24 protein-coding genes and 4 tRNA genes are annotated in these 22,463 nt (G+C 38.0%); 22 read left to right on the top strand and 6 right to left on the bottom strand.

Annotation, left to right across the window (positions count from 1 at the left end):
- Positions 1 to 709: 709 nt before the first annotated feature.
- Both ABJE44_RS01150 and ygfZ read right to left on the bottom strand, forming a co-directional pair.
- Positions 710 to 1,195, bottom strand: coding sequence for a peptidylprolyl isomerase (locus tag ABJE44_RS01150; protein WP_348112144.1), 486 nt, complete (start codon positions 1,193 to 1,195; stop codon positions 710 to 712).
- A 39-nt stretch (positions 1,196 to 1,234) separates the two neighbouring features.
- Positions 1,235 to 2,173, bottom strand: coding sequence for a tRNA-modifying protein YgfZ (ygfZ, locus tag ABJE44_RS01155; RefSeq protein WP_348112145.1), 939 nt, complete (start codon positions 2,171 to 2,173; stop codon positions 1,235 to 1,237).
- A 162-nt stretch (positions 2,174 to 2,335) separates the two neighbouring features.
- Between ygfZ and ABJE44_RS01160 the strand changes: the two genes are divergently transcribed.
- The 3 genes from ABJE44_RS01160 to ABJE44_RS01170 all read left to right on the top strand — a co-directional run bounded on the left by ABJE44_RS01160 (position 2,336) and on the right by ABJE44_RS01170 (position 3,932).
- Positions 2,336 to 2,587, top strand: coding sequence for a succinate dehydrogenase assembly factor 2 (locus ABJE44_RS01160; RefSeq protein WP_348112146.1), 252 nt, complete (start codon positions 2,336 to 2,338; stop codon positions 2,585 to 2,587).
- Between the two features lie 40 nt (positions 2,588 to 2,627).
- Entirely contained in the window at positions 2,628 to 3,020 is a 393-nt protein-coding gene (locus tag ABJE44_RS01165; RefSeq protein WP_348112147.1) for a protein YgfX, read from the top strand.
- A 120-nt stretch (positions 3,021 to 3,140) separates the two neighbouring features.
- Positions 3,141 to 3,932: a MaoC/PaaZ C-terminal domain-containing protein gene (locus ABJE44_RS01170; RefSeq protein WP_348112148.1), complete on the top strand. Its 792-nt coding sequence runs from the start codon at positions 3,141 to 3,143 to the stop codon at positions 3,930 to 3,932.
- A 28-nt stretch (positions 3,933 to 3,960) separates the two neighbouring features.
- Here ABJE44_RS01170 and nadB read toward each other — a convergent pair whose 3' ends face one another.
- Positions 3,961 to 5,559 carry an L-aspartate oxidase gene (nadB, locus tag ABJE44_RS01175; RefSeq protein WP_348112149.1) on the bottom strand — a complete coding sequence of 533 codons (1,599 nt, stop codon included), beginning with the start codon at positions 5,557 to 5,559 and terminating at the stop codon, positions 3,961 to 3,963.
- A 237-nt stretch (positions 5,560 to 5,796) separates the two neighbouring features.
- On the opposite strand from nadB, the gene rpoE reads away from it, so the two are divergent.
- The 10 genes from rpoE (at position 5,797) to ABJE44_RS01225 (ending at position 14,478) form a co-directional block, all read left to right on the top strand.
- Entirely contained in the window at positions 5,797 to 6,378 is a 582-nt protein-coding gene (gene rpoE / locus ABJE44_RS01180) for an RNA polymerase sigma factor RpoE (protein WP_133471028.1), read from the top strand.
- Positions 6,379 to 6,427: 49 nt separating this feature from the next.
- The gene (locus ABJE44_RS01185; protein ID WP_348112150.1) at positions 6,428 to 7,054 is read left to right on the top strand and encodes an RseA family anti-sigma factor; all 627 of its coding nucleotides are present in this window, start codon (positions 6,428 to 6,430) and stop codon (positions 7,052 to 7,054) included.
- Positions 7,035 to 8,060: a MucB/RseB C-terminal domain-containing protein gene (locus ABJE44_RS01190; protein ID WP_348112151.1), complete on the top strand. Its 1,026-nt coding sequence runs from the start codon at positions 7,035 to 7,037 to the stop codon at positions 8,058 to 8,060. The genes ABJE44_RS01185 and ABJE44_RS01190 overlap by 20 nt, the downstream gene beginning before the upstream one ends.
- Positions 8,061 to 8,549, top strand: a complete 489-nt coding sequence (locus tag ABJE44_RS01195) for a SoxR reducing system RseC family protein (RefSeq protein WP_348112152.1) — start codon at positions 8,061 to 8,063, stop codon at positions 8,547 to 8,549. It abuts the gene before it with no gap.
- Positions 8,550 to 8,749: 200 nt separating this feature from the next.
- Complete coding sequence (gene lepA / locus ABJE44_RS01200) at positions 8,750 to 10,546, top strand: translation elongation factor 4 (protein WP_348112153.1); 1,797 nt, start codon at positions 8,750 to 8,752, stop codon at positions 10,544 to 10,546.
- Positions 10,547 to 11,431 carry a signal peptidase I gene (lepB, locus tag ABJE44_RS01205; protein WP_348112154.1) on the top strand — a complete coding sequence of 295 codons (885 nt, stop codon included), beginning with the start codon at positions 10,547 to 10,549 and terminating at the stop codon, positions 11,429 to 11,431.
- On the top strand, positions 11,432 to 12,115 hold the full coding sequence (gene rnc / locus ABJE44_RS01210; RefSeq protein ID WP_348112155.1) for a ribonuclease III: 684 nt from the start codon (positions 11,432 to 11,434) through the stop codon (positions 12,113 to 12,115).
- Positions 12,108 to 13,037 carry a GTPase Era gene (gene era / locus ABJE44_RS01215; protein ID WP_133471022.1) on the top strand — a complete coding sequence of 310 codons (930 nt, stop codon included), beginning with the start codon at positions 12,108 to 12,110 and terminating at the stop codon, positions 13,035 to 13,037. Before rnc ends, era begins: the two co-directional genes overlap by 8 nt.
- Before the next feature lie 12 nt (positions 13,038 to 13,049).
- The gene (gene pdxH / locus ABJE44_RS01220) at positions 13,050 to 13,691 is read left to right on the top strand and encodes a pyridoxamine 5'-phosphate oxidase (protein WP_348112156.1); all 642 of its coding nucleotides are present in this window, start codon (positions 13,050 to 13,052) and stop codon (positions 13,689 to 13,691) included.
- Between the two features lie 19 nt (positions 13,692 to 13,710).
- The gene (locus ABJE44_RS01225) at positions 13,711 to 14,478 is read left to right on the top strand and encodes a TatD family hydrolase (protein ID WP_348112157.1); all 768 of its coding nucleotides are present in this window, start codon (positions 13,711 to 13,713) and stop codon (positions 14,476 to 14,478) included.
- 26 nt (positions 14,479 to 14,504) lie between these two features.
- Here ABJE44_RS01225 and ABJE44_RS01230 read toward each other — a convergent pair whose 3' ends face one another.
- Positions 14,505 to 15,119: an AhpA/YtjB family protein gene (locus ABJE44_RS01230; RefSeq protein WP_348112158.1), complete on the bottom strand. Its 615-nt coding sequence runs from the start codon at positions 15,117 to 15,119 to the stop codon at positions 14,505 to 14,507.
- 258 nt (positions 15,120 to 15,377) lie between these two features.
- Between ABJE44_RS01230 and ABJE44_RS01235 the strand changes: the two genes are divergently transcribed.
- From ABJE44_RS01235 to ABJE44_RS01250, 4 genes are read left to right on the top strand one after another with little or no spacing between them, the layout of a single operon-like run.
- Positions 15,378 to 16,301, top strand: coding sequence for an ABC transporter ATP-binding protein (locus ABJE44_RS01235; protein ID WP_348112159.1), 924 nt, complete (start codon positions 15,378 to 15,380; stop codon positions 16,299 to 16,301).
- The gene (locus ABJE44_RS01240) at positions 16,301 to 17,035 is read left to right on the top strand and encodes an ABC transporter permease (protein WP_348112160.1); all 735 of its coding nucleotides are present in this window, start codon (positions 16,301 to 16,303) and stop codon (positions 17,033 to 17,035) included. Before ABJE44_RS01235 ends, ABJE44_RS01240 begins: the two co-directional genes overlap by 1 nt.
- 2 nt (positions 17,036 to 17,037) lie before the next feature.
- Positions 17,038 to 18,924, top strand: a complete 1,887-nt coding sequence (locus ABJE44_RS01245) for a Gldg family protein (RefSeq protein ID WP_348112161.1) — start codon at positions 17,038 to 17,040, stop codon at positions 18,922 to 18,924.
- Positions 18,921 to 19,955 (top strand): DUF4340 domain-containing protein, encoded by a 1,035-nt coding sequence (locus ABJE44_RS01250; RefSeq protein ID WP_348112162.1) that lies wholly within the window; start codon positions 18,921 to 18,923, stop codon positions 19,953 to 19,955. Before ABJE44_RS01245 ends, ABJE44_RS01250 begins: the two co-directional genes overlap by 4 nt.
- Before the next feature lie 26 nt (positions 19,956 to 19,981).
- Here ABJE44_RS01250 and ABJE44_RS01255 read toward each other — a convergent pair whose 3' ends face one another.
- Together ABJE44_RS01255 and folD are read right to left on the bottom strand one after the other, a co-directional pair.
- Entirely contained in the window at positions 19,982 to 20,530 is a 549-nt protein-coding gene (locus tag ABJE44_RS01255; RefSeq protein WP_348112163.1) for a DUF1415 domain-containing protein, read from the bottom strand.
- A gap of 7 nt (positions 20,531 to 20,537) precedes the next feature.
- Positions 20,538 to 21,392: a bifunctional methylenetetrahydrofolate dehydrogenase/methenyltetrahydrofolate cyclohydrolase FolD gene (folD, locus tag ABJE44_RS01260; protein WP_348112164.1), complete on the bottom strand. Its 855-nt coding sequence runs from the start codon at positions 21,390 to 21,392 to the stop codon at positions 20,538 to 20,540.
- Between the two features lie 163 nt (positions 21,393 to 21,555).
- Between folD and ABJE44_RS01265 the strand changes: the two genes are divergently transcribed.
- The 5 genes from ABJE44_RS01265 to ABJE44_RS01285 all read left to right on the top strand — a co-directional run bounded on the left by ABJE44_RS01265 (position 21,556) and on the right by ABJE44_RS01285 (position 22,384).
- Positions 21,556 to 21,816 (top strand): DUF5062 family protein, encoded by a 261-nt coding sequence (locus ABJE44_RS01265; RefSeq protein WP_348112165.1) that lies wholly within the window; start codon positions 21,556 to 21,558, stop codon positions 21,814 to 21,816.
- Positions 21,817 to 21,976: 160 nt separating this feature from the next.
- Positions 21,977 to 22,053: transfer RNA gene (locus tag ABJE44_RS01270), tRNA-Pro, on the top strand.
- Between the two features lie 28 nt (positions 22,054 to 22,081).
- A tRNA-Arg gene (locus ABJE44_RS01275) sits at positions 22,082 to 22,158 on the top strand.
- A gap of 62 nt (positions 22,159 to 22,220) precedes the next feature.
- Positions 22,221 to 22,296: transfer RNA gene (locus ABJE44_RS01280), tRNA-His, on the top strand.
- A gap of 3 nt (positions 22,297 to 22,299) precedes the next feature.
- Positions 22,300 to 22,384 (top strand) — tRNA-Leu (locus ABJE44_RS01285).
- Positions 22,385 to 22,463: the final 79 nt, after the last annotated feature.

The following is a 22,463-nucleotide window of genomic DNA, read 5'->3' on the forward strand; positions in this document are numbered from 1 at the left end:
TCACGAAGTGGATTGTCCGGAAGCTCGCAGGGCTCCCTTCGTTCAGGCGGTTACGCTGCTTTGCAGCTAAAAGCAAACCACCTTCACCCCCATGCGAGAGTAGCACACTGCTGGAAGGCCAGCCCCGCAGACTCCTATTTAGAAGAAAGGCCACCTTAATAGGTGGCCTTTTTTTTGCGTGAAAATCAGTGACAGTAAAATCTCAATTAGATTGGGAGAAGGTGGCCCTTCATCTGAATAAGTGCGGCATGCTATCCCGCGGTCATCCTCTGGAAGGTTAGCCCTGCACGAAGTGGATTGTCCGGGCACTCACTGAGCTCGTACCGTTTCAGCCTGAGTCTCACGTAAAGTAGTCAAATACACATCCATGATGATATGCACCCAATCTTGGCATCTCGGCAAATTACTCCTGCATTACTCTAATTTCCACCATCCTTGGTGGTCGCTTGCCAAGCGGTTAAACCGCAGGAGCAGTGCTCCAGAAAGCCTCGGTTTAACCCCCATGGGAGAGTAGGCAGGTTTTTGCTCCTGCAAAACCTGCACTTCCTACATCTGTGTAGGTCGCACGGGGTGCCCCGCACACTGCTGGAAGGCCAGCCCTCTATTTAAAGAAATTGCTACATACCAGTTCTATCAATTTAGGTTTATGGTCGAAAGAGAAACAAAAAGGCGCTGTAATTAGCGCCTTCTTTGATTGGTTCAAAAAATTTTAGTGGGTGTGACCGCAACCTTCTTCTGTATGAGGGTGGCCGTGAGCTATTTCTTCTTCAGTTGCTTCTCTAACTGCTAATACTTCAACATCAAAAGTTAACGTTAGCCCTGATAAAGGATGGTTACCATCTACTATTACCTCGTCATCAGTTATATCTATTATCATGACTGATTGTTCACCATCGTCAGAAGTCGCTCTAAAAGTCATACCTGGTTCAACATCCATATCTTCAAACATTGATTTGGGCACTGCTTGGATTAGCTCATCATGGCGTTCGCCATAAGCTAGACTAGGCTCGATATCAATAATAAATTTGTCGCCTACTGTTTTACCTTCCAGTTCATCTTCTAATCCTTGAATCAGGAAGTGACTTCCTTGAAGAAAAATCATAGGCTCACTTTCTTTAGATGAATCTATTTGGGTTCCGTCTGCTGAAGAAACAACAAAATTCATAGTGACGACTGTATTATTACTTATGAGCATATTTTTCCTGTATGTGTAAGCGTTGGCAGTTAGTATTATTTATTGGATAGTATAAGGTAATGTTTTAGTGATAAATATAGCATCAGGATTCGATTTTAACCTAAACGCAGAAGAAATATCAGTGTCTATAGGGAGCACGGCTAATATAGTAGTGTGATTATTATTAGATACACTTCGCAATATTTTACCTCCAGGGCGCCAATTTTCCCCAACTTGGTATTCTAAGGAATGACCTGTGAGATCTTCGGTGGTTAAACGTGCTGAAAGTATGAAACTGGCTCGTTTATTACGTCCAAGGTATTTTGTGCGAGCAACGACCTCTTGCCCCATATAGCAGCCCTTTTCGAAGTTAATAGCATCTAACGCCTGTAGATTAAGCATTTGTGGCACATACTCGTTACTCGTTTCTTCTCTTATTTCAGCAAGCCCCGAGTTTATATCGTCCAATTCCCAATTATAATCTTCAGATTGGAAAGTGATATTTGGTAACGTTGCTTTTTGTTGAACCACTAAATAGCGTGGTGAAGGAGTTTCAATTGATATAACTACACCACATTCGTTAGATACTGTGGATTGGTGTCCTTTGGGCAAGCTACCAAACTGCTCAATAATATATTCTTCAAATTTAATACCTTTTCCACCGAGCACCTGCCAGTTATCCGTATCATCATTAATGTCAACCTTAGCAAATACTCCATACTTTTTTAATTCAGCTAGAGAATTAGTTAACGCAGTTTTATGGGTTACTAGGAGAATCGAGTCTTCCCATGATAGAACATAAGAAACGCTCCAGACCTTACCTTTAAAGTCACAATGGCAGCTTAATAAAGAATGAGTCTTAGTGAGGGATTCAATATCAGCCGTAACTTGACCTTGCAGATATTTAACCCGTTCTTCTCCTTGTAGCTGAATGATTCCTTTGTTATTTAACTCACAAATGTAACTTGTATTTTTTTGCTCAGAATCAGTAACTGACATAGGTAACTCTCTTTAAGGATCACAATATAAAGTAATATGGGGGGGGTGTTTGATTTCCCAAGGAAAGATCTGAAAAGAAAGTTAGTTTACTGCTATTATTAGGTAATACTTAAAGTCATTTATAATGACCCAATTTATTAACCGTTTGGTGTGAGGATGTAGATGTTTGATAAGCAGCGTTATGGTCGACTTAAGTGGGCCTGTCGAAGAGGAATGTTAGAGTTAGATGTTCTTTTCATGCCTTTTTCTGAATCTGGATTTCTAGAGTTGTCAGAGGAAAAGCAAGAGTTATTTGAACGGTTATTAACTTTTGATGATCCCGACTTATATGCTTGGTTTATGGGTCATCAGCCTTGCAATGATAAAGACATTAATAGCATGATTGAGCATATTTTGAGTCGTGTTAAAGTATAGGATTGATTTAAAACCTTCCAAGTATAAAATAGTTGTATCAATGGTGACCTACTTAGTCATCATTGCTTCTATTTCTACATGGCAATCAAATATTTTTAATTATCAGCTATTAGTACAAGTTTTGTTCTTATTTGTGGTTCTTATATATGGCTATAAATCAATAATTAAACAAGGCAAAATTCCTCAATCTGTAATTATTTTCTCACAAGATGGGAAATGGTTAGAAACAGTTAGCGGTGAGCAAGTTAGTTGGCAGGTGAGCCCGCACTCTAGAGCGACTAGGTTGGTTTTATTTATTAATATAGTATCCCCATTAACTCCCCAGAAGTCACAATGGCGTCTTATATATAAAGACCAAGTAAACGAGCAATATTTTAGAAGACTTTGCCGAGTTATCATTTTTCAACAACAAAATGCGACTCGGGTTATCTAAAATATGCTTCGAATTCAGTCAACTGTACAATTATCTAGTTTGCCCAGTTTAAAGTCCTTGTTAGTAAGGCTTCCTTTTAGTTTTTTCAAAAAGGGTAATAAGGCTGAGATAACTAATTCTTTGCCTAAGTTAGAATATGTAATTGATGGAATAAAAGTCAACACTGATAAATGCTATGCTTTTCATCGGGTAACTAGGTGGCAATCTAAAACCGCATTCATACATCCGTGCTTTATACACACCATTGCTTTTCCATTACATCTCACTTTACTGTTATTGCCTGACTTTCCATTTCCCTTATTTGGATTGATACATATTGGAAATAAAATCACTCAATACAGACCCATTGCAATAAATGAGAGTTTACACTTCAGGTGTAATTTTGCAGGCTTAAAGCCTCACCCTAAAGGTTGGGAGTTCTCAATTGAAGTAAGGGTTTATAGTAGTAATGAGTTAGTATGGGAGAGCCTCAGTACAAATTTGTATACCAATAAAAAAGCTATAGACACTCCAAATAATAATAAGAATTACACGCCAAGTAGCTTAGATAGATCTAACTACGGAGGTATCCAACTCGAGTCAAATATTGGGAGACAATTTGCTCGATGCTCAGGAGATTATAACCCAATACATCTAAATAAATGGTTAGCAAAATTATTTGGTTTCAAAGTACAGATTGCTCATGGTATGTGGAGCAAGTCTTGGTGCATATCTAGTCTACAATTGAGGCATTCAAGTGTATTTGAAAAGTCGTTTTCTGTTGAGGTAAGTTTCAAAAGGCCTCTTTACCTACCAAATAATATTAACCTATTTGTTGAAAAAACTGACGCTCAATTGGATAGTCAACTGCAATTTTTTATTGAAAGTCAAAATTCTAATCGTCACTTACTTGGTGTATTAAAAGTACTCTAAGCCAAAGTTAAATTTACTTTGAAGTTAGCTATAAACGTTTATTTTTTAGGATGGTAGGTTCTGGATTTTTAAGTTGATCCGGAAAATCCAAATTATAATGCAGCCCTCTACTTTCTTTTCTTTGTTGCGCACATTTTACAATGAGTTCAGCAACTGTCAGTAAGTTTCTAAGTTCTAGTAAATTATTACTTACTTTGAAGTTAGAGTAATACTCATTAACTTCTTGTTTTAACAATTTGATGCGGTGTTTGGCACGCTCCAGCCTTTTTGTTGTTCGTACAATACCAACGTAGTCCCACATAAATAGACGTAACTCATGCCAGTTGTGTTGAATAATAACTTCTTCGTCTGAGTTACTAACTTGGCTTTCATCCCAAGGGCTAATCTTTTCTTTTGAGGTTTCATTATCTAGTCTAGCGCTAATTAATTCAGCAGATGAGTGAGCGTAAACAATACACTCTAGTAATGAGTTACTTGCCATGCGATTAGCCCCATGTAACCCAGTATAGGCCACTTCGCCAATGGCAAATAAATTATCTATATCCGTTTTTGCATGTTCATCAGTTACTACTCCACCGCAACTGTAATGTGCAGCGGGAACTACAGGTATAGGATCTCTAGTAATATCTATACCCAGTGAACGACACTTTCTATAAATATTCGGAAAATGTTTCACGATAAAATCACTTGGTTTATGGCTAATATCTAGGTACATACAATCAGCACCTAAGCGTTTCATTTCAAAATCTATTGCTCTAGCGACTATATCCCTTGGGGCTAAATCACCACGCTCATCAAACTTATGCATGAAAGGTTCGCCGTTAGGGTGGCAGAGTTTAGCTCCTTCGCCTCTCAGTGCCTCTGTTATTAAAAAATTTCTCGCTTCTGGATGATACAAGCAAGTAGGGTGGAATTGATTAAACTCCATATTTGCAACCCGACATCCGGCGCGCCAAGCCATTGCAATTCCGTCTCCACTGGCTACATCTGGGTTTGAAGTGTATTGATATACTTTGCTAGCTCCACCAGTAGCCAAGGTTATAAATTTACTACGGATTACCTCAACGACTTCATTTTTTCTATTCCACACATAAGCACCCAATAAGTGCTTCTCAGTATGTTTACTCTTGATTAAGTCAATTGCGTTATAACGTTGAAATAAATGAATGTTTGGATGTTGTTTAACTGCTTCGATTAATGTTGTTTGGACGGCTTCGCCCGTTGCATCAGCTGCGTGTAATATACGCCTATGACTGTGGCCACCTTCTCTAGTTAAATGAAAGCGAGTTTCACCATTAGTGCTTTTTTCTTGGTCAAAGGGCATACCAAACTTAATCAGCCATTCCATACATAACTTAGCTTGAGAGGCGGTAAATTGAACCGCAGCTTTATCACATAACCCAGCTCCCGCTAATAGCGTGTCTTCCACATGGGATTCTACTGAGTCGTTTTTATCGAAAACCGCAGCTATTCCACCTTGAGCATATTTAGTGGAGCCTTCCGCAATATCGCTTTTACTCAACACAATTACTTGGCAAGTGTCTGCTAGTTTTAAAGCATGGCTTAAACCAGCAGCGCCGCTGCCTATAATAAGTACGTCACATTGGTGTTCAATGGTAGAATGCATAAGGTACACTAAAGAGTAAATCGTATATAAGGGTGGCAATACTAATTTACAGGCTGTAAATTACAACGTTTTTCGTATTCATGTTAGTTATCATAGATATGTTAGTTAGATAATTGTTTGATATATTTTATTTATTTTAGAAAAAAGTTAGTGCATTGAGAACTTTTTAAATTATCTAGAGTCAATATTAGTGCTTGCATGAGCCGTGGTATATTTTCGTTAGGAGTAAGGGCTCGAATGAGCGAGCAAATAACAGATCAACAAATTGTTGAAAGAGTACAGAGAGGCGACAAAAATGCATTTGGTTTGTTGGTAAATAAATATCAACATAAGGTTGCATATTTAGTTTCTCGATACGTAAAAAATTCTGGTGATGTAGCTGATGTTGCTCAAGAGGCTTTTATTAAGGCTTACAGAGCTTTGCCAAATTTTAGGGGCGACAGCGCATTTTATACATGGTTATACCGAATAGCGGTTAATAGTGCTAAAAACTATTTGGTGTCACAAGGAAGAAAGCCTCCTGCAAATGATGTTGATGCAGAAGAAGCTGATTTTTATGATGGGAGTGACGCATTAAAGGAGAATAATTCTCCTGAAAAGAATTTGATGTCAGATCAAATGTCCAAATTATTATTTGAAGCGATGGACAAGCTTCCTGAAGATTTACGTATGGCTATTAGTCTACGTGAATTAGAGGGACTAAGTTACGAAGATATAGCTAACGTAATGGATTGTCCTGTAGGAACCGTTAGGTCTAGAATTTTTAGAGCTAGAGAAGCATTAGATAAAGTAATTCAGCCATTGTTGATGAATGATTGAATCAATTTAGATAAATTATTTTTAAGAAATTTAGCAGGAATTGTATTGTATGTCGCAAAAGTTTGAAAAATTGTCAGTACTAGTTGATGGAGAAGAATTATCATCTTCTTCATCAGATAATCATTTGATTGACGATGTCAAAAATGACGCAGATTTAATGCAAAAATGGAAAAGTTACCATCTAATCCGTGACGGTTTACGTCAAGAGCTACCCGTTCAACTTGATTTTGATATCGCTGATAAGGTTGCTAAGGCTATAGAGTCAGAGCCTGCAATGATAGCTACCAAAAAAACGTGGAGAAATATTCCAATCGTTGGTCAAGTGGTACCTTTTGCTAAGCAAGGTGGTCAAATGGCGGTTGCTGCATCAGTTGCAGTTGCAATGATCCTTGGTGTTCAGCAACTTAATCAAGCTGATACAGATGTACCCTATAATGCTGCGCCTCCTATTTTAGGTGTGCAAGGTGGTTTGTCTCCTGTTAGCTATGACCAAACTCGTGCTTTACCTCAAACAAACGAAACTGAGCAAAGGCGCAGAGTTAACGCATATATAGTAGATCACAATCAGCAAATGCGTTTTAAATCGACGGAGCAGGTCTCTAATAGTACAGAACCTTCTGTGCAGGATATGATTATCGAGGAACAGGTTAATACTGTTGAAAATATTCCAGAATAAATTTGTCAGCGGAGCTTTAGTTGCTCTGCTTGTGTTATCGGCAACCTGTAATGCTTTAGCGCAAGAGGATGTCAGTGATTTAAAAGATGCACCTACCAGTACTGTAACCTCTCCAGAAGTCACTGCAGAAAATTGGCTGGCAAAAATGTCACATGCTATGAGGGCACTGAATTACAGTGTGTCTCTTGTCTTGTTAACTCCAGGAAACGATGCTCAGCCATACCTTTGGCTTCATGGTGTTAATGACGAAGGTGTAGAGCTAGAACAACTTAACCTATTAAATGGTCCTGGACGTGAAGTTGTCCGTATAGGAAATAAAGTGAGTTATTTTGAACCTAATGTGCCTCCTTACAGTTTAGAATCATCAATTATTAATAGCCCTTTACCCAGTGACTTTTTTCGATATCCAGAAAAGTTAAAAGACGGGTATGATTTTTTTATGATCGGCCGTAGTAGAATTTCAGGACGTGCAGCGCAACAAATAAGAGTCTTGAGTAAAGATAAAAGTCGTTATGGCTTAAATCTTTGGTTAGATCAAGAGACAGGTTTATTGCTTAAATTGAATATGTTTAGTTTAGAATCCGAATTAATTAAGCAAATTCAAGTGACTGGATTAAATGTTACAGATAAGCCTGATGGTTTTTTCTCTAAGATCGAAAACAGTATGTTACCCGAAGTCATTAGCTATCAGCCTAAGAGTTTAAGCAACTCAGATTGGGAAATTACATATCTACCGCTAGGGATGAAAATAGTAAAACGAGATTTGCATCGTTTGTCTGGTACTGGAAAAACTGTCGAGTATATTATGTTGAGTGATGGTTTAGTTGACGTATCTGTTTATCTTCAAGATTTTAAGGGAGATGAACCGATACAAAATTTAGTGGGTAAAGTGGAGTCAGATACACTATTAACAATCCAACAGGGCACTTTAAATGTAACTGTCATTGGAAAAATTCCTGCTGAAACTGCAAACAGAATCGCTACTTCAATACAAAGTGTACATTAGATGATTGAAGAAATTGGTATCGTTAGTGATATTAAGCAACAAAATAACAACCAAATTATTTGGGTTGAGACTCAAGTCAAGTCGACCTGCAGTAGTTGCAGTGCTCAGTCTAACTGTGGCACTGGAAGTATTGCTAAAGCGCTCGTTAGAAAGAAAGAATTGTTACGCTTTATGGTAAAAGAGAAAGTAAAGCTTGGGCAAAAAGTTAAAATTGGTATTCCAGAGGAGAGTATTCTTAAAGCATCATTTCTTGTGTATCTCATCCCGGTAGGGGTGTTGCTATTCGCGGCTGTTTTGTTACAAGTTTTGTTGCCAGTGCTCGGTTTGATGGGTGAGGCATGGACCATTCTTTTTTCATTCCTATGTGCTTTCTTGAGTTTTATTGCCGTAAAAATGCATCTTAAAAATAATGACAGTGACGAGTTTTACCCCCATATTATTTCTGTAATACCTTTAGAGCAAGAAAGAGTAGACGTAAAACAAGTATAATTAAGCGTTATTTCCTACCTTTAGGTTCTTTCATTTCATTTTCTGACATAAAAGCTATAAACAATGGTGTTGTTATGTCGCAAAGTGAGGCATAAAACTGTAAAATCGCCCTCTATTTAATCATTTGCTCCTATCAGACTTTTTGTAAACCTTAGTTGATTGTTAGGAAAGCTCAGAGACATGGTAATTTCTAAAACTTTATGCAGCACAAGCACATACGTAACTTTTCTATTATCGCCCATATTGACCATGGTAAATCCACCCTATCAGATCGCTTAATTCAGCACTGTGGGGGGCTTACAGAGAGAGAAATGGCAGCTCAAGTTCTTGACTCGATGGATATCGAAAGAGAGCGCGGTATTACCATTAAAGCGCAAAGTGTAACTTTGAACTACACAGCAAAAAATGGCGAAACCTACCAACTTAACTTTATTGATACGCCGGGTCATGTCGATTTCACCTATGAAGTATCCCGTTCTTTGGCAGCATGTGAAGGGGCGTTATTAGTGGTAGACGCTGGGCAAGGTGTCGAAGCGCAAACCTTGGCTAACTGTTACACGGCAATAGATCTTGATATGGAAGTTGTTCCTATCCTTAATAAGATTGACTTACCCCAAGCAGAGCCTGATCGAGTAGCAGAAGAAATCGAAGATATAGTCGGTATTGATGCAATTGATGCTGTACGTTGCTCAGCTAAAACAGGTATTGGAATTGAAGATGTACTTGAGGTTATTGTGCGACAAGTTCCGCCACCTGAAGGAGAAATCGATGCGCCACTCAAAGCACTGATTGTAGATTCTTGGTTTGATAACTATCAAGGTGTAGTTTCTTTAGTACGTATTATGCAAGGTGAATTGCGTAAAAATGATAAAATTAAAATTATGTCTACTGGAGGTGTACATCAAGCTGATAAAGTCGGTATTTTTACCCCAAAGGCCACTGATACAGGTGTATTAAAAGCTGGTGAAGTAGGGTTTATAGTGGCTGGTATAAAAGAAATTCATGGTGCACCAGTAGGGGATACTATTACCTTATCTCGCGAGCCTGCTTCAGAGGCATTGCCTGGCTTTAAAAAAGTAAAACCTCAAGTTTACGCTGGTTTATTTCCTATTAGTTCTGATGATTACGAAGACTTCCGAGATGCACTCGCTAAGTTAAGTTTGAATGATGCTTCCTTATTTTTTGAGCCTGAAAGTTCATCCGCCTTAGGGTTTGGTTTTAGAATAGGTTTCTTAGGCATGTTGCATATGGAAATCATTCAAGAACGTCTTGAACGTGAATATGACTTAGATTTGATTACAACTGCGCCTACAGTGGTTTATGAAGTTGTTACCACTAGTGATGAAATTGTCTATGTAGATAACCCATCCAAGCTACCACCAGTTAATGATGTTCAAGAAATTCGAGAGCCCATAGTTGAAGCTCATATTTTAGTGCCACAAGAGTTTTTAGGTAATGTGATTACCTTGTGTGTTGAAAAACGAGGCATGCAAACTAATATGACCTATCACGGTAAACAAGTGGCTGTTACCTATGACCTCCCTATGGCTGAAGTGGTAATGGACTTTTTTGATAGGCTCAAATCTACCAGTCGTGGCTTTGCATCTTTAGATTATAATTTCAAACGTTTCCAACCAGCAGAAATGTCTCGCTTAGATATATTGATTAATGCTGAGCGCGTGGATGCATTAGCTATGATTACTCATAAAGATAATGCTGTTACCAGAGGTAGAGAGTTAGTAGAGAAGCTCAAAGAGTTAATACCTAGGCAAATGTTTGATATTGCTATTCAGGCTGCTATCGGTAATCAAATTGTCGCGAGAAGCACAATTAAGCAATTACGTAAAAATGTTACGGCTAAATGTTACGGCGGTGATATTAGTCGGAAGAAAAAACTGCTACAGAAACAGAAAGAAGGTAAAAAGCGTATGAAATCAGTGGGTAATGTAGAGCTACCTCAAGAGGCGTTTTTAGCTCTATTAAAGGTAGGTAAATAAATGGCTAACTATTTTTCAATTTTTTTGGTGGTTTTGACCGTAGTTTCTGGGTTGATTTGGTTAATTGACAGTTTAATGTTTGCATCTAAAAGACGTGAGCGCTCAGGTATTTCATCTAAAGAACAAGACGTGCAATTACCATGGTTGGTGGATACTGCCCAACAAATATTTCCAGTTATTGCCTTTGTAATGGTCTTACGTTCATTTTTATATGAACCTTTTCAAATCCCTTCAGGTTCAATGATGCCTACTCTGTTAGTAGGTGATTTTATATTGGTTGAAAAGTTTTCTTATGGATTAAAAGATCCTGTTGCTCGTAAAAAGTTTGTTGACCTTGGCTCCCCAGAGCGAGGCGATGTTGTGGTTTTTAAATTCCCACCTAACCCTAGTTTAGATTACATAAAACGGGTTGTTGGTTTGCCGGGTGATACTGTGATTTATAGGAATAAACAGTTACAGATTAAACCTGCCTGCGATATGCCTGAAAATTGTGCGCCTATGGAAACAATAGCTTTGAACTTTGAAAGCAGGGGAGATGCGTATCAACAATTTTCTCCTCTAGAAAAGTATACAGAACAGTTAGGCGATGTTAGTCATCAAATTTATCGTAAAACTGGTCGTTCAAATTATACTAGTCGTTATTTTCAGCAGCCTGGTACGCAGATTGATGAGTGGATCGTCCCTGAAGGTCAGTATTTTGTAATGGGTGATAACCGTGACAATAGTGAAGATGGCCGCTTTTGGGGGTTTGTTCCTGATGAAAATCTAGTCGGAAAAGCCGTTGCTATTTGGATTAGTTTTGAGTTTGATAGAGTGCCTAGTAGTTGGGTTCCCAACTGGATCCCAACGGGGGTTAGATTTGAACGAGTAGGTAGTATTAATTAAATGTCTAAAGTTGATCCCTATTTACCTTTATACAGACGTTTAAATTATACTTTTGCAGAGCCCGCTAATTTAACATTGGCGTTGACTCACAGAAGTGCAGATAAAGTACATAACGAGCGATTAGAATTTTTAGGTGATGCTATTCTAGGAATGGTAATAGGTAAAGCACTGTATTTACGCTTTCCCAAACAACCTGAAGGTAAGTTAACTCGTATGCGCTCTAGCTTGGTTAAGGGAGATACTTTAGCGGAAGTCGCTAGAGAGTTCGAGTTAGGTGATTTATTGTTACTTGGACCAGGTGAATTAAAAAGTGGTGGATTTCGCCGAGACTCCATTTTAGCAGATGCCGTTGAAGCTATTATTGGCGCTATCTATTTAGAAGCGGGGATGGCGCAATGCGAAGCTCTGGTACTTGAATGGTTTGCCCCTCGTATCAACGCTCTTGACCCGGATGCAGTATCTAAAGACGATAAAACCAGATTGCAAGAATATCTACAAGGTAAAAAATTACCACTACCTCTTTATGAAGTGACTGATGTTAAAGGTAAATCTCACGATCAGACATTTTATGTAGAATGTTCAGTAGAAGGCCTAACACAAACGGTTTTAGGAAGAGGTAATAGCCGCAGGCGAGCAGAACAGCAAGCCGCTAAAAAAGTATTAGAGAAACTTACACATGGTTGAAGAGTTGAACGATATAAATCACGTATCAGACACCCATTGCGGCATGATAGCTATTGTTGGTCGGCCTAATGTTGGGAAGTCGACTTTATTAAATAAGTTACTAGGCCAAAAAGTCAGTATTACATCAAGAAAGCCCCAGACTACACGGCACAGGATTATGGGGATTGATACTGAAGAGAACAGGCAAGCAATATATGTAGATACTCCTGGTCTACACATAGAAGAAAAACGTGCCATCAACCGTTTTATGAATAGAGCTGCCTCTAGTTCCATTGCTGATGTGGGCTTAGTGCTATTTTTAGTTGAAGGCACTAAGTGGACTGATGACGACCAAATGGTGTTAACCAAAGTTCAGCAGGCTAATGTTCCCTGTTGGTTAATCGTAAATAAATCAGACAACGTTAAAGATAAAGGTTTGATGATGCCCCATTTGAAGTGGTTGGGGGAGCAACATGATTTTAAACATATTATGCCGATATCAGCCAAAACCGGAAAAAATGTCAATGAGTTACGGGATTTAGTTTTAGATACCCTACCTAAAAGCGAGTTTTATTACCCTGAAGACTATATCACTGATCGATCTAGTCGTTTTATGGCCGCTGAAATCGTTCGTGAAAAGTTAATGAGATTTACAGGGGATGAATTACCTTATTCTATTACCGTTGAAATAGAGCAGTTTATGTTGGCAGATAATGGTATTTATCGCATAAATGGCTTGATATTGGTCGAAAGAGATACTCAAAAAAGCATGGTCATTGGTAAAGGTGGGCAGCGTTTAAAAACCATTGGAGCTGAAGCCCGAAAAGATATGGAAGCTCTTTTTGATACAAAGGTTTATCTCGAATTATGGGTTAAGGTTAAGTCAGGTTGGGCTGACGATGAACGAGCTTTACGTAGCTTAGGTTATGGAATGGATACCTAATAAGGAAACAATATGCGTTCAATTAGTAATATTCGAAGGGATTACACCCAAGCGGGTTTGGATACTAAAGACTTAACTCTTGAACCTTTTGCGCTTTTTGAGCGTTGGCTACAAAATGTGATTGATGCTGATCTAAAAGATCCAACAGCAATGACAGTCGCTACCGTAGATAAGTCAGGACAACCATCTCAGCGTATTGTGTTGTTGAAAGATTTTTCTGAAAAGGGGTTTGTATTCTATACCAACACCGGCAGCAGAAAGGCACAAGACTTAGCTGACAACCCCAAAATCTCCTTACATTTTCCATGGCATTTATTAGAGCGCCAAGTCAAAGTATGTGGCTCAGTGCAACCATTAACTAAAACAGAAGTGGCTAAGTATTTTTTGACTAGACCTAAACCTAGTCAAATTGCAGCTTATGCTTCTTCACAAAGTCGTCCAATTAGTAGTAAGCAAGTATTATTAGCTAAGTTTAATGAGGCTAAGGCTAAATTTGCAAATGGTGACGTGCCACTACCTTCATTTTGGGGGGGCTATCGTGTAGTACCCCATGAGATTGAATTTTGGCAAGGTGGTGAACATAGGTTGCATGACCGATTTTTGTACACTAAAAATCAACAAGGTATATGGGAAACTAAACGTTTAATGCCGTAATAGTTACCACATAAAATATATGTTTATAGACAGTCATTGCCATATAAATTTTAGTCAGTTTGATGGAGATAGAGGAGCTGTACTAGAGCAGTGCTCACAGCTTGGTATACATAAAATAATTGTACCTGGGACTCACTTAGAGTTTTTTGAACAACAAATTCATTTGGCTAAAACCTTCCCTGAGCTAAGAAATGCATTTGGCATCCATCCATACTTCTTAGGCACCTATGATGATACACACCTTAATAAATTAGCGTTTTTATTAGAAGATAAAATAGGTTCAGTAGTGGCATTAGGGGAAATAGGTTTAGATAAAGTAATCTCAATTGATTGGAAAATGCAGCTTAAAGCTTTTCAAGCACAGGTTGAAATGGCGAAGAATTTTAAGTTGCCAATTATTTTGCACCATAGAAAGTCCCATAACGAAATTTTGCAGATACTAAAGCAATGTAAGTTTAATTACGGGGGGATTGTGCATGGATTTTCTGGTAGTTTACAGGTAGCAAATGCATATATAGATTTAGGGTTTGCAATAGGGATTGGTGGCACAATTACCTACCCTAGAGCGAATAAAACCAGAGAGGCAATTAAGTCTTTGCCATTATCAAGTATAGTACTCGAAACAGACGCACCAGATATGCCACTTAGAGGTAATCAAGGAGTAAGGAATTCGCCAATTAATATTCCTGTAATTTTTGAAGCGCTTTCAACTTTAAGGAATGAGCCTACACAACAATTACAAAAAGCGTGTTTTAAAAACGTAGAAAACCATCTTATCCATGTATAACAAGTGATGTTAATTTTGAGGTAAACTTAAACTTGCTCTTTTAGTCTATTGATTCTTTTAATCCGAATTTTGTAGAACGCTCTGGCGATTAAAATTCCACCAACTGCTGCCAATAACATTAACATTTGTAATTGCTGGTCTAATTGTCTCTGGTACTCACTATGAAAGCGCATCACTTCTTTCTTTTTTAGCAATAAAGTAACGTAGCCAATTAGTTGGTTTTCATAGGTAATATTTCTAACAAATACTAAAGGCGGTTGTTCTCCAACTTTATGAGCAGCTACTAATGAGGAAGCACTTTTGTTGTCTGCTAATAAACGCCCTTTTTTATCGTAAAGTGTTGCTCCTAAGACATGAGGGTCATCTGTAATATAGGCGAGTTGTTTTACTATAGTCGCTGAGTCTTGCTCTAGCATAGCGGTAGTCAACATATTGCCAGATAATATTACCAAGCTATTTCCGAGTTGGTTTGCTTGTTTGTAGTGCCAATTTGCGGCTTGCTCAGAGTTTATCAACCATAAATTGATAGATGTCAGTACACCAATTATCACTAACATTAAGTTCGCTATTCGTTTAAAAATTGAATAGGGACTAGGTTTTTGCTGAGGTGCGACTGCAAATGCAGTACTTGAATTTTCCATAATTAAAACAATATGATAAAACTTGTGTCAAGCCAAGTAAATTAGCTCAATGTACTCGGATAAGTCTCATATAGACAATAAAATTAAGTATTAAGAAAGTTAAATTAACTGTTTTTACTTAAATGGAGGGGCTTTAAAAAGACTCGTCGGCATTGGGAGTCTCCCTATTCAATGTAAAATAGTCGTAATGTGTATTGAAAACACTCTTTAGAGCTCCATATATCCAAGGCAATAATCTTTAGTCATGTTAGGACGGTTATGATTTCTGTAAAAAATTTGTTTAAGTCATTTGGCGCTCATCAGGCAGTAAGTGATGTGTCTTTTGATATTAGGCCTGGTGAGGTGGTTGGTTTTTTAGGGCCTAATGGTGCTGGCAAATCAACAACCATGAAAATGCTAACTGGATTTTTAGCTCCTAGCAATGGTGAAATAACTATAGATAACTTATCAATTAACCATTGTTCTTTAAAAATAAAACAAAAGATCGGCTACTTACCAGAGGGCGCACCTGCTTACGGTGAAATGACACCTTATCAATTTCTACTTTTTATAGCTAAAGTCAGAGGCCTTAAAGGTTTAGAAAAAGCCCAAAGAGTAAAAGAGGTTATTGATCAAGTAGAGTTACATGAGGTTTTGAATAAACCAATTGATAATCTCTCCAAAGGCTTCAAGCGTAGAGTGGGGTTGGCGCAAGCGATTATTCATGATCCTCAGATATTAATTTTAGATGAACCAACTGATGGATTAGATCCAAACCAAAAGCATCAAGTTCGTCAACTTATTAAAAATCTTTCGAAAGATAAGATTGTAATTATTTCTACTCATATCCTCGAAGAAGTTTCAGCAGTCTGTAATAGAGTCATGATCATTTCAAAAGGTAAGTTACTGTTTGATGATACTCCTGAAGCATTAAACCGAAGGTCAAAGTATTACGGAGCAGTGACCTTACAGTTTAGTTATCCAGCGGATGCTTCTGAGCTAGCTGAATTGGAAGGCGTGGCATCAATGGAAGAAGATCTAGAAAATAGACGTGTTACGGTTTTTCCTCTCCCTGGTGCACAAATTTTACATTCAGTCACGACTCATGCCCAACATTGCAGGCTACCAGTAGATAGCTTGTTTGTAGAGCAAGGGCGCCTTGACCAAGTTTTCCGAGATATAACACAAGAGGTAAACGTTTGATGAGCAATGTAGGTATTTTGTTTAAGCGAGAATTCTCAAGCTTCTTTGCCTCTCCAGTGGCTTATGTTTTTATTGGTATATTTCTTGTCCTTTCTGCTGTTTTTACATTTTTTGTTGGCGGTTTTTATGAAAGAGGGCAGGCTGACCTATTGCCTTTTTTTAATTTTCATCCTTGGCTGTATTTGTTCTTAGTTCCAGCCATAGCGATGCGAAGTTGGTCCGAAGAGCGTAAAACAGGCACTATAGAATTGTTAATGACATTACCCATCAGTATCTCCCAAGCTATGATTGCAAAATATTTAGCTGCATGGGCGGTATTGGGATTGTCTTTATTGTTAACCTTTCCATTGTGGTTAACTGTAAATTATCTTGGTGATCCCGATAATGGCATTATATTGGCGGCATACATTGGCAGTTGGTTTATGGCTGGAGGCTTTTTAGCCATAGGTTTATGTATGTCTGCGTTAACTAAAAACCAAGTGATTGCCTTTATTTTAGCTGTGGTAGTGTGCTTTGTTTTTGTCGTAAGTGGAACCAATATAGTTTTAGATGCATTTAAATCCTGGGCTCCCGCAACGGTCATTGATGTCATCGCTTCTTTCAGCTTTCTATCACATTTTGAAACTATGGCAAAAGGTGTGATCGCACTTGCTGACATTGTCTATTTTCTATTGGTAACATTAATTTGGTTATACGCAGGAATGCTACTAATTGAACAAAAGAAGGCTGATTAATCATGCAAAATAAATTGACGTTTTACGTAAGCCAACTTCTACTTGTTATTTTATTTTTTGCTCTAGTTTTTATTAATAACAAGCTACTTTCACCTTATCGGTTAGACCTCACTGAAAACCAAGTTTATTCATTATCAGAAGGAAGTAAAAAAGTCATTAGAGAAATAGACGAACCTATTAATCTGTATTTTTTCTTTTCTGATAAAGCTTCAAAAAATATGATTAGTCTGCGCAACTATGCAAATCGTGTTGAGAGTTTACTCACTGAATACGAAACTCTAGCTGAAGGGAAATTGAAGTTACAGGTTTTAGACCCAGAGGCATTTTCTGAACAAGAAGATAAGGCCGACCAATTTGGGTTAACTGCGGCCACAATTGGAGCCGCTGGTGAATCAATATACATGGGACTTGCAGCAACTAATTCCATAGACGATCAACAAGTCATTGCTTTTTTTGACCCACAAAAAGAAAGTTTTTTAGAGTATGAAATTAGTAAATTAATCTATCAGTTAACTGACCCTGAACCGGTTAATGTGACTTTGGTCACTGATTTGCCTATTGCTGGTGGACAAAATCCTATGACAGGGCAGTTTGACCCAGCTTGGACTTTTTATACTCAATTACAACAGCTATTCACAGTGAAAGTACTAGACAGTTCATCAGCTAGTATACCTAAAAATACAGATGTTTTAATGTTGCTACACCCCCAGAAATACAGTGAAAGTTTGTTATTTTCCATTGACCAATTTGCGATGCAAGGGGGAAAAATACTGGCGTTTGTTGACCCTCATAATGAATCAGATCAACTCACTATTATGGCAGGTTCTAGTTCTACTAAAAATAGTTCGAATTTAACTGCACTGCTAACAGCTTGGGGGGTTAAGTTTGATAGTCAAAATGTTTTGTTAGACGCTATGGCTGGATTAGATATTAGAACACCTGATGGTGAGGTCGCGAGGCACTTTGGTTTTATTGGTTTATCAAATGAACAGATAGAAAACGGAGATGTAGTCACTTCAAATCTCGATGTTCTTAACGGTGCATCTTTTGGTGTTATTAGTTTAGCTGATAACAGCCAGTTGAATTTATTGCCGTTAATTCAATCTAGTGAAAACGCTGACCTAATGCCTGTTGAAGAATATGCAAGTACTCAGAACCCTGATGATTTGTCTAAAGTTTATCAAAGTCAAAATCAAAATTTTGTTTTAGCTGCAAGGATTTCAGGCAAGGCTACTAGTCTGTTTGATACATTACCCTCAGCAATTAATCTAGACATCACTGAAAGTGAAATAGTTACCTCAACAAATAATTTAAACCTAATTCTGGTTGGTGATTCCGATTTGTTGAGTGATCGCTTCTGGGTACAACAGTCTAATTTTTTTGGGCAAGCAATCTTTACACCTTTTGCTAATAATGGTGATTTTATAATTAACGCTGTCGAGAACTTAGGTGGCAGTGATGCTCTAATTAGTGTGCGTAGTAGAGGTACGTTCGCTCGTCCATTTAATAAAGTGGATGAGCTTACCGTTATTGCTGAACAAAAGTTTAGAGAACAAGAGAAATTATTAGAAGCTCAGTTAGCTGAAACTGAGCAGCAATTAATGCAACTGCAGAGCCAGCAAAGCGATCTTGGTAATTTAGTCATCACTCCTGAGCAACAATTAGCTATTGATGAATTTATGGAGAAGAAAATAACTATTCGTAAATCGTTACGAAATGTAAGACATCAATTAGACAGTGATATCGAAAACTTAGGTAACTGGCTTAAACTCATTAATATTGTTCTAGCGCCAATAGTACTTATATTTTTACTGACAGTGCTTCGTGTTTTGTTTAAGACAAAATCACGAACAAAGGTTCATCAAAGTAAGGAAGCTGCATTACTATGAATAAGTCATTTTTAATTTTAGTCTTCTTTGTTGTAATGGCTTTAGGCGGAGGGGCTTGGTTACTTCAAGAGCCTGTTACAGTAAATAAAAGATCAGATCTGGTATTTAAAGACTTTAGAAAAACAGTTGATGAATTACAAAGCATTACCATCACAAATGCTCAAGGTGTGCTTTTAGACGCAGAGCTTCAAGATGGAGTCTGGGGGGCCTCGGTAAAGCTTGGCTTGCCAAAATATCCAGTATCAAAACAACATTTGGCGAAGCTACTACGAACCCTAAGTCAAGTTAAATTACTTGAAGCTAAAACGGGTAAAACTGAAAACTTCTCACAGCTAGGGTTACAAGCACTATATGCTGAGGATAGCATTGCATCACTTATTACTTTAAATGCAGGTAAGAGCTCAAAAAGTTTAATGGTGGGTAAAATGGCCACATCTGGTCACGGCAGTTTCGTTCGTAAACCATCTGAAACTCAAACTTGGCTAGCAGATAAATATATTGAAATGCCAGTAGATAAGTTTGCATGGTTACAGCAACCTATCTTGCCTTATAAAGAGGAGGATATTGTTTCTATTCGCAGAGTTGACCATGAGTCTTGGAATATTACTAGAGATACACAAAATGCTGGTTTAAAGCTTAGTAACATGCCTCAAAGTTCTGAGTTGAAATATGAAGCAGTCTTGAATTCTATATTCAAGGGCTTAGTGGACCTTAGGTTTGAAAGTTTATTAGATAAAGAAAACGAGTTAATTAGAAGCCTTGAGGTATTAATCGAGCTAGAAGTACAGACTTTAGATAGCGTTTCTTTAAAATTAACTCTAGGAAAAAAAGATGAACAGAATTTTGTTTATTTTTCTACCTATGATGGTGAACCATATTGGAGTCGTTGGGTTTATCAAATTTCTAACTTTTCAGCACAACAGTTAGTTAAATCTATGAAGGATTTTTTAAAAGATAATTCAAGTTCACAAACTGAAAGTAAGTCTGATATTACACAATATTCAATTGATGAGGGAGAGTCTCCTGATTAAATAAAATTCAGCATAGGGCATGTAAGTTAATTTATTTGAAGCTGCTTTTTAAAATAGTTAACTCCTAATTCTCTCGCTTTAGTAATATTATTATCTGGTATATTTTCTGGGTTGGGGTAATTCTTTAAAACCTGCTCTAAGCTGGCTTCTCTTAATAAGTGTAAAATGGGGTATGGCGATCTATTAGTGTAATTCGCTGCATCGTTACTCTTTTCATCATCAAAGCAGTAATCTGGGTGAAAAGTGGCAATTTGGTATAAACCTCGATATCCGCCCCGCTCAATAAACTCATTAGCTCCATCTACTAAATCTAGGTATTTATCAAAGTCAGAAAAACCACATGAAAAAATAATGAGAGTAGTTTGAATCTCGCTTAGATTATCTAGAGTAGACAATTCGTTTATGACAGTATCTAGTGCTTTATTTTCATAAACAGCATCTGATACACAATAACGAATGGTGTCTCGAACAACTTCTTTCTTAGCAAATGGACAAAAGTTAAGGCCAATAATCACATCATTTATCCACTTTTTAACAGATGTGATTATTTGTGTTTGCTGTGTGTTAATCGTCATCGTAATACTAAGAGTGATACTTTACATATGACTCTAACGTGTTCTCAATTAAGCTGGCTACAGTCATGGGGCCAACGCCACCTGGTACTGGTGTAAGCCAGCCCGCTCGGTCTATTGCCGTTGCGTGATCTACGTCTCCACCTAAACTACCGTCACTGTTACGGTTAATGCCCACATCAATCACTATAGCTCCAGATTTAATCCAGTCCCCTGGAATAAAGGCTGCTTTACCTACTGCAACTACTAATAAATCGGCTCTTTCAACATGTGCTTTTAAATCTTGAGTAAATTTATGACAGCTGGTAACTGTGCAGCCCGCGAGTAGTAGCTCCATAAACATTGGCCGGCCAACAATATTAGAAGCCCCAACAATAACAGCGTCTAGTCCCTTGATAGGTCTCTTAGTCGACTCTATCAAACTCATAATACCTTTTGGAGTACACGGGCGTAATGCAGGAATTCTTTGTGCTAACCGACCAATATTATAGGGGTGGAATCCATCAACATCTTTGTTTGGGTTGATACGTTCTAATATCGCTTCTTTATCTAAGCCTGCAGGTAATGGAAGTTGAACTAAAATACCGTCTATTTCTTCATCGATATTTAATTCATCTATGATTTCTAATAACTTTTGTTGTGTAGTATTTGCGGGCAAATCATATGATTTAGAGACAAAACCTACTTCATCACAGGCTCTCCGTTTGTTGTTTACATAAACGTGAGAGGCGGCATCGCTACCTACTAAGACTACTGCTAGACCCGGAGCCCGTTTACCTGCGGAAGTGATTGCCTCCACCTGTACAGCTACATCTTGTCTAATACGTTTAGCGATTAAGTTTCCATCTATTTTTTGTGCGGGCATAAGTCAGTAAACCAAAGATATTAAGTATTTCTATTGTCACATATTGAGAGTGATGGCCGCAATTGTGATGCTATAAAAATACCTGTGATCACAATAATTCTTAAGCCAATCTATTAACTTAATGTTATAACGTGAAATACAGTCTTTTTGATTAGGTTAAATAATGAAAAAAATACCCAACGAATCTCAGTTACTAAAAAAAGCATTAGTAGTAGGGGAGGCATATGCAAAAAATAGAGGATTTAAAACGTTTTCTGCCACGGACTCATCTAAACAGAAAGTAGAATGTATCTATAGGTTGTTGGTAAATGACAAATTAATCACTCCTTTACCTGCTGATGGTGAAGATTTATTAAGCATGAAACATAAATTAGCCATATGGCTTCGAAATAAACTCCCTAAAGATCACTCATTACTTAAATAGATAATCGTTGATTTAAAGCGCGAATATTTCAAAAAATAATCATATTGTCCTAAAAGTGAGCACTTAAAAATAAAGAGTAAAAAAAAGTTTGACGAGGTGGGGGGGCAGCTGTAATATGCGCCTCCTCGAAACGAGATAGAGAAAACGTTTCGGGTTTAGTCGGTGAGTAGCGCAGCTTGGTAGCGCACTTGGTTTGGGTCCAAGGGGTCGCAGGTTCGAATCCTGTCTCACCGACCATTTCTCTAAAGTTAGTTTGATTCGTCGAGCGCCCGTAGCTCAGCTGGATAGAGCAACGGCCTTCTAAGCCGTGGGTCACAGGTTCGAATCCTGTCGGGCGCGCCATGCGACTCCGAATAGGGTGAGAATGGTTAGACGATTTAATGTTAGCTGCAGTGTTTTCTGTGGTGAGCGTAGCTCAGTTGGTAGAGCCCCGGATTGTGATTCCGGTTGTCGTGGGTTCGAGCCCCATCGTTCACCCCACTCGCGGGAGTGGTGGAATTGGTAGACACGCTGGATTTAGGTTCCAGTGCTTCACGGCGTGAGAGTTCGAGTCTCTCCTTCCGCACCATTTAAGTTTTATTATTCAAGTCTGATAAAATTTCTTATTTGTAGATACATTTTTCGCTTCATAATTTCTTACTTTATTT

This window comes from Paraglaciecola sp. (genome assembly GCF_039942875.1).
Classification (GTDB): Bacteria; Pseudomonadota; Gammaproteobacteria; order Enterobacterales; family Alteromonadaceae; genus Paraglaciecola.

Excerpts from the sequence above, each read along its gene's own strand:
- ABJE44_RS01150 (WP_348112144.1), bottom strand. The coding sequence starts at position 1,195 with ATGCTCATAAGTAATAATACAGTCGTCACTATGAATTTTGTTGTTTCT.
- ygfZ (WP_348112145.1), bottom strand. The coding sequence starts at position 2,173 with ATGTCAGTTACTGATTCTGAGCAAAAAAATACAAGTTACATTTGTGAG.
- ABJE44_RS01160 (WP_348112146.1), top strand. The coding sequence starts at position 2,336 with ATGTTTGATAAGCAGCGTTATGGTCGACTTAAGTGGGCCTGTCGAAGA.
- ABJE44_RS01165 (WP_348112147.1), top strand. The coding sequence starts at position 2,628 with ATGGTGACCTACTTAGTCATCATTGCTTCTATTTCTACATGGCAATCA.
- nadB (WP_348112149.1), bottom strand. The coding sequence starts at position 5,559 with ATGCATTCTACCATTGAACACCAATGTGACGTACTTATTATAGGCAGC.
- rpoE (WP_133471028.1), top strand. The coding sequence starts at position 5,797 with ATGAGCGAGCAAATAACAGATCAACAAATTGTTGAAAGAGTACAGAGA.
- ABJE44_RS01185 (WP_348112150.1), top strand. The coding sequence starts at position 6,428 with ATGTCGCAAAAGTTTGAAAAATTGTCAGTACTAGTTGATGGAGAAGAA.
- ABJE44_RS01195 (WP_348112152.1), top strand. The coding sequence starts at position 8,061 with ATGATTGAAGAAATTGGTATCGTTAGTGATATTAAGCAACAAAATAAC.
- lepA (WP_348112153.1), top strand. The coding sequence starts at position 8,750 with ATGCAGCACAAGCACATACGTAACTTTTCTATTATCGCCCATATTGAC.
- lepB (WP_348112154.1), top strand. The coding sequence starts at position 10,547 with ATGGCTAACTATTTTTCAATTTTTTTGGTGGTTTTGACCGTAGTTTCT.
- rnc (WP_348112155.1), top strand. The coding sequence starts at position 11,432 with ATGTCTAAAGTTGATCCCTATTTACCTTTATACAGACGTTTAAATTAT.
- era (WP_133471022.1), top strand. The coding sequence starts at position 12,108 with ATGGTTGAAGAGTTGAACGATATAAATCACGTATCAGACACCCATTGC.
- pdxH (WP_348112156.1), top strand. The coding sequence starts at position 13,050 with ATGCGTTCAATTAGTAATATTCGAAGGGATTACACCCAAGCGGGTTTG.
- ABJE44_RS01225 (WP_348112157.1), top strand. The coding sequence starts at position 13,711 with ATGTTTATAGACAGTCATTGCCATATAAATTTTAGTCAGTTTGATGGA.
- ABJE44_RS01230 (WP_348112158.1), bottom strand. The coding sequence starts at position 15,119 with ATGGAAAATTCAAGTACTGCATTTGCAGTCGCACCTCAGCAAAAACCT.
- ABJE44_RS01235 (WP_348112159.1), top strand. The coding sequence starts at position 15,378 with ATGATTTCTGTAAAAAATTTGTTTAAGTCATTTGGCGCTCATCAGGCA.
- ABJE44_RS01240 (WP_348112160.1), top strand. The coding sequence starts at position 16,301 with ATGAGCAATGTAGGTATTTTGTTTAAGCGAGAATTCTCAAGCTTCTTT.
- ABJE44_RS01245 (WP_348112161.1), top strand. The coding sequence starts at position 17,038 with ATGCAAAATAAATTGACGTTTTACGTAAGCCAACTTCTACTTGTTATT.
- ABJE44_RS01250 (WP_348112162.1), top strand. The coding sequence starts at position 18,921 with ATGAATAAGTCATTTTTAATTTTAGTCTTCTTTGTTGTAATGGCTTTA.
- ABJE44_RS01255 (WP_348112163.1), bottom strand. The coding sequence starts at position 20,530 with ATGACGATTAACACACAGCAAACACAAATAATCACATCTGTTAAAAAG.
- folD (WP_348112164.1), bottom strand. The coding sequence starts at position 21,392 with ATGCCCGCACAAAAAATAGATGGAAACTTAATCGCTAAACGTATTAGA.
- ABJE44_RS01265 (WP_348112165.1), top strand. The coding sequence starts at position 21,556 with ATGAAAAAAATACCCAACGAATCTCAGTTACTAAAAAAAGCATTAGTA.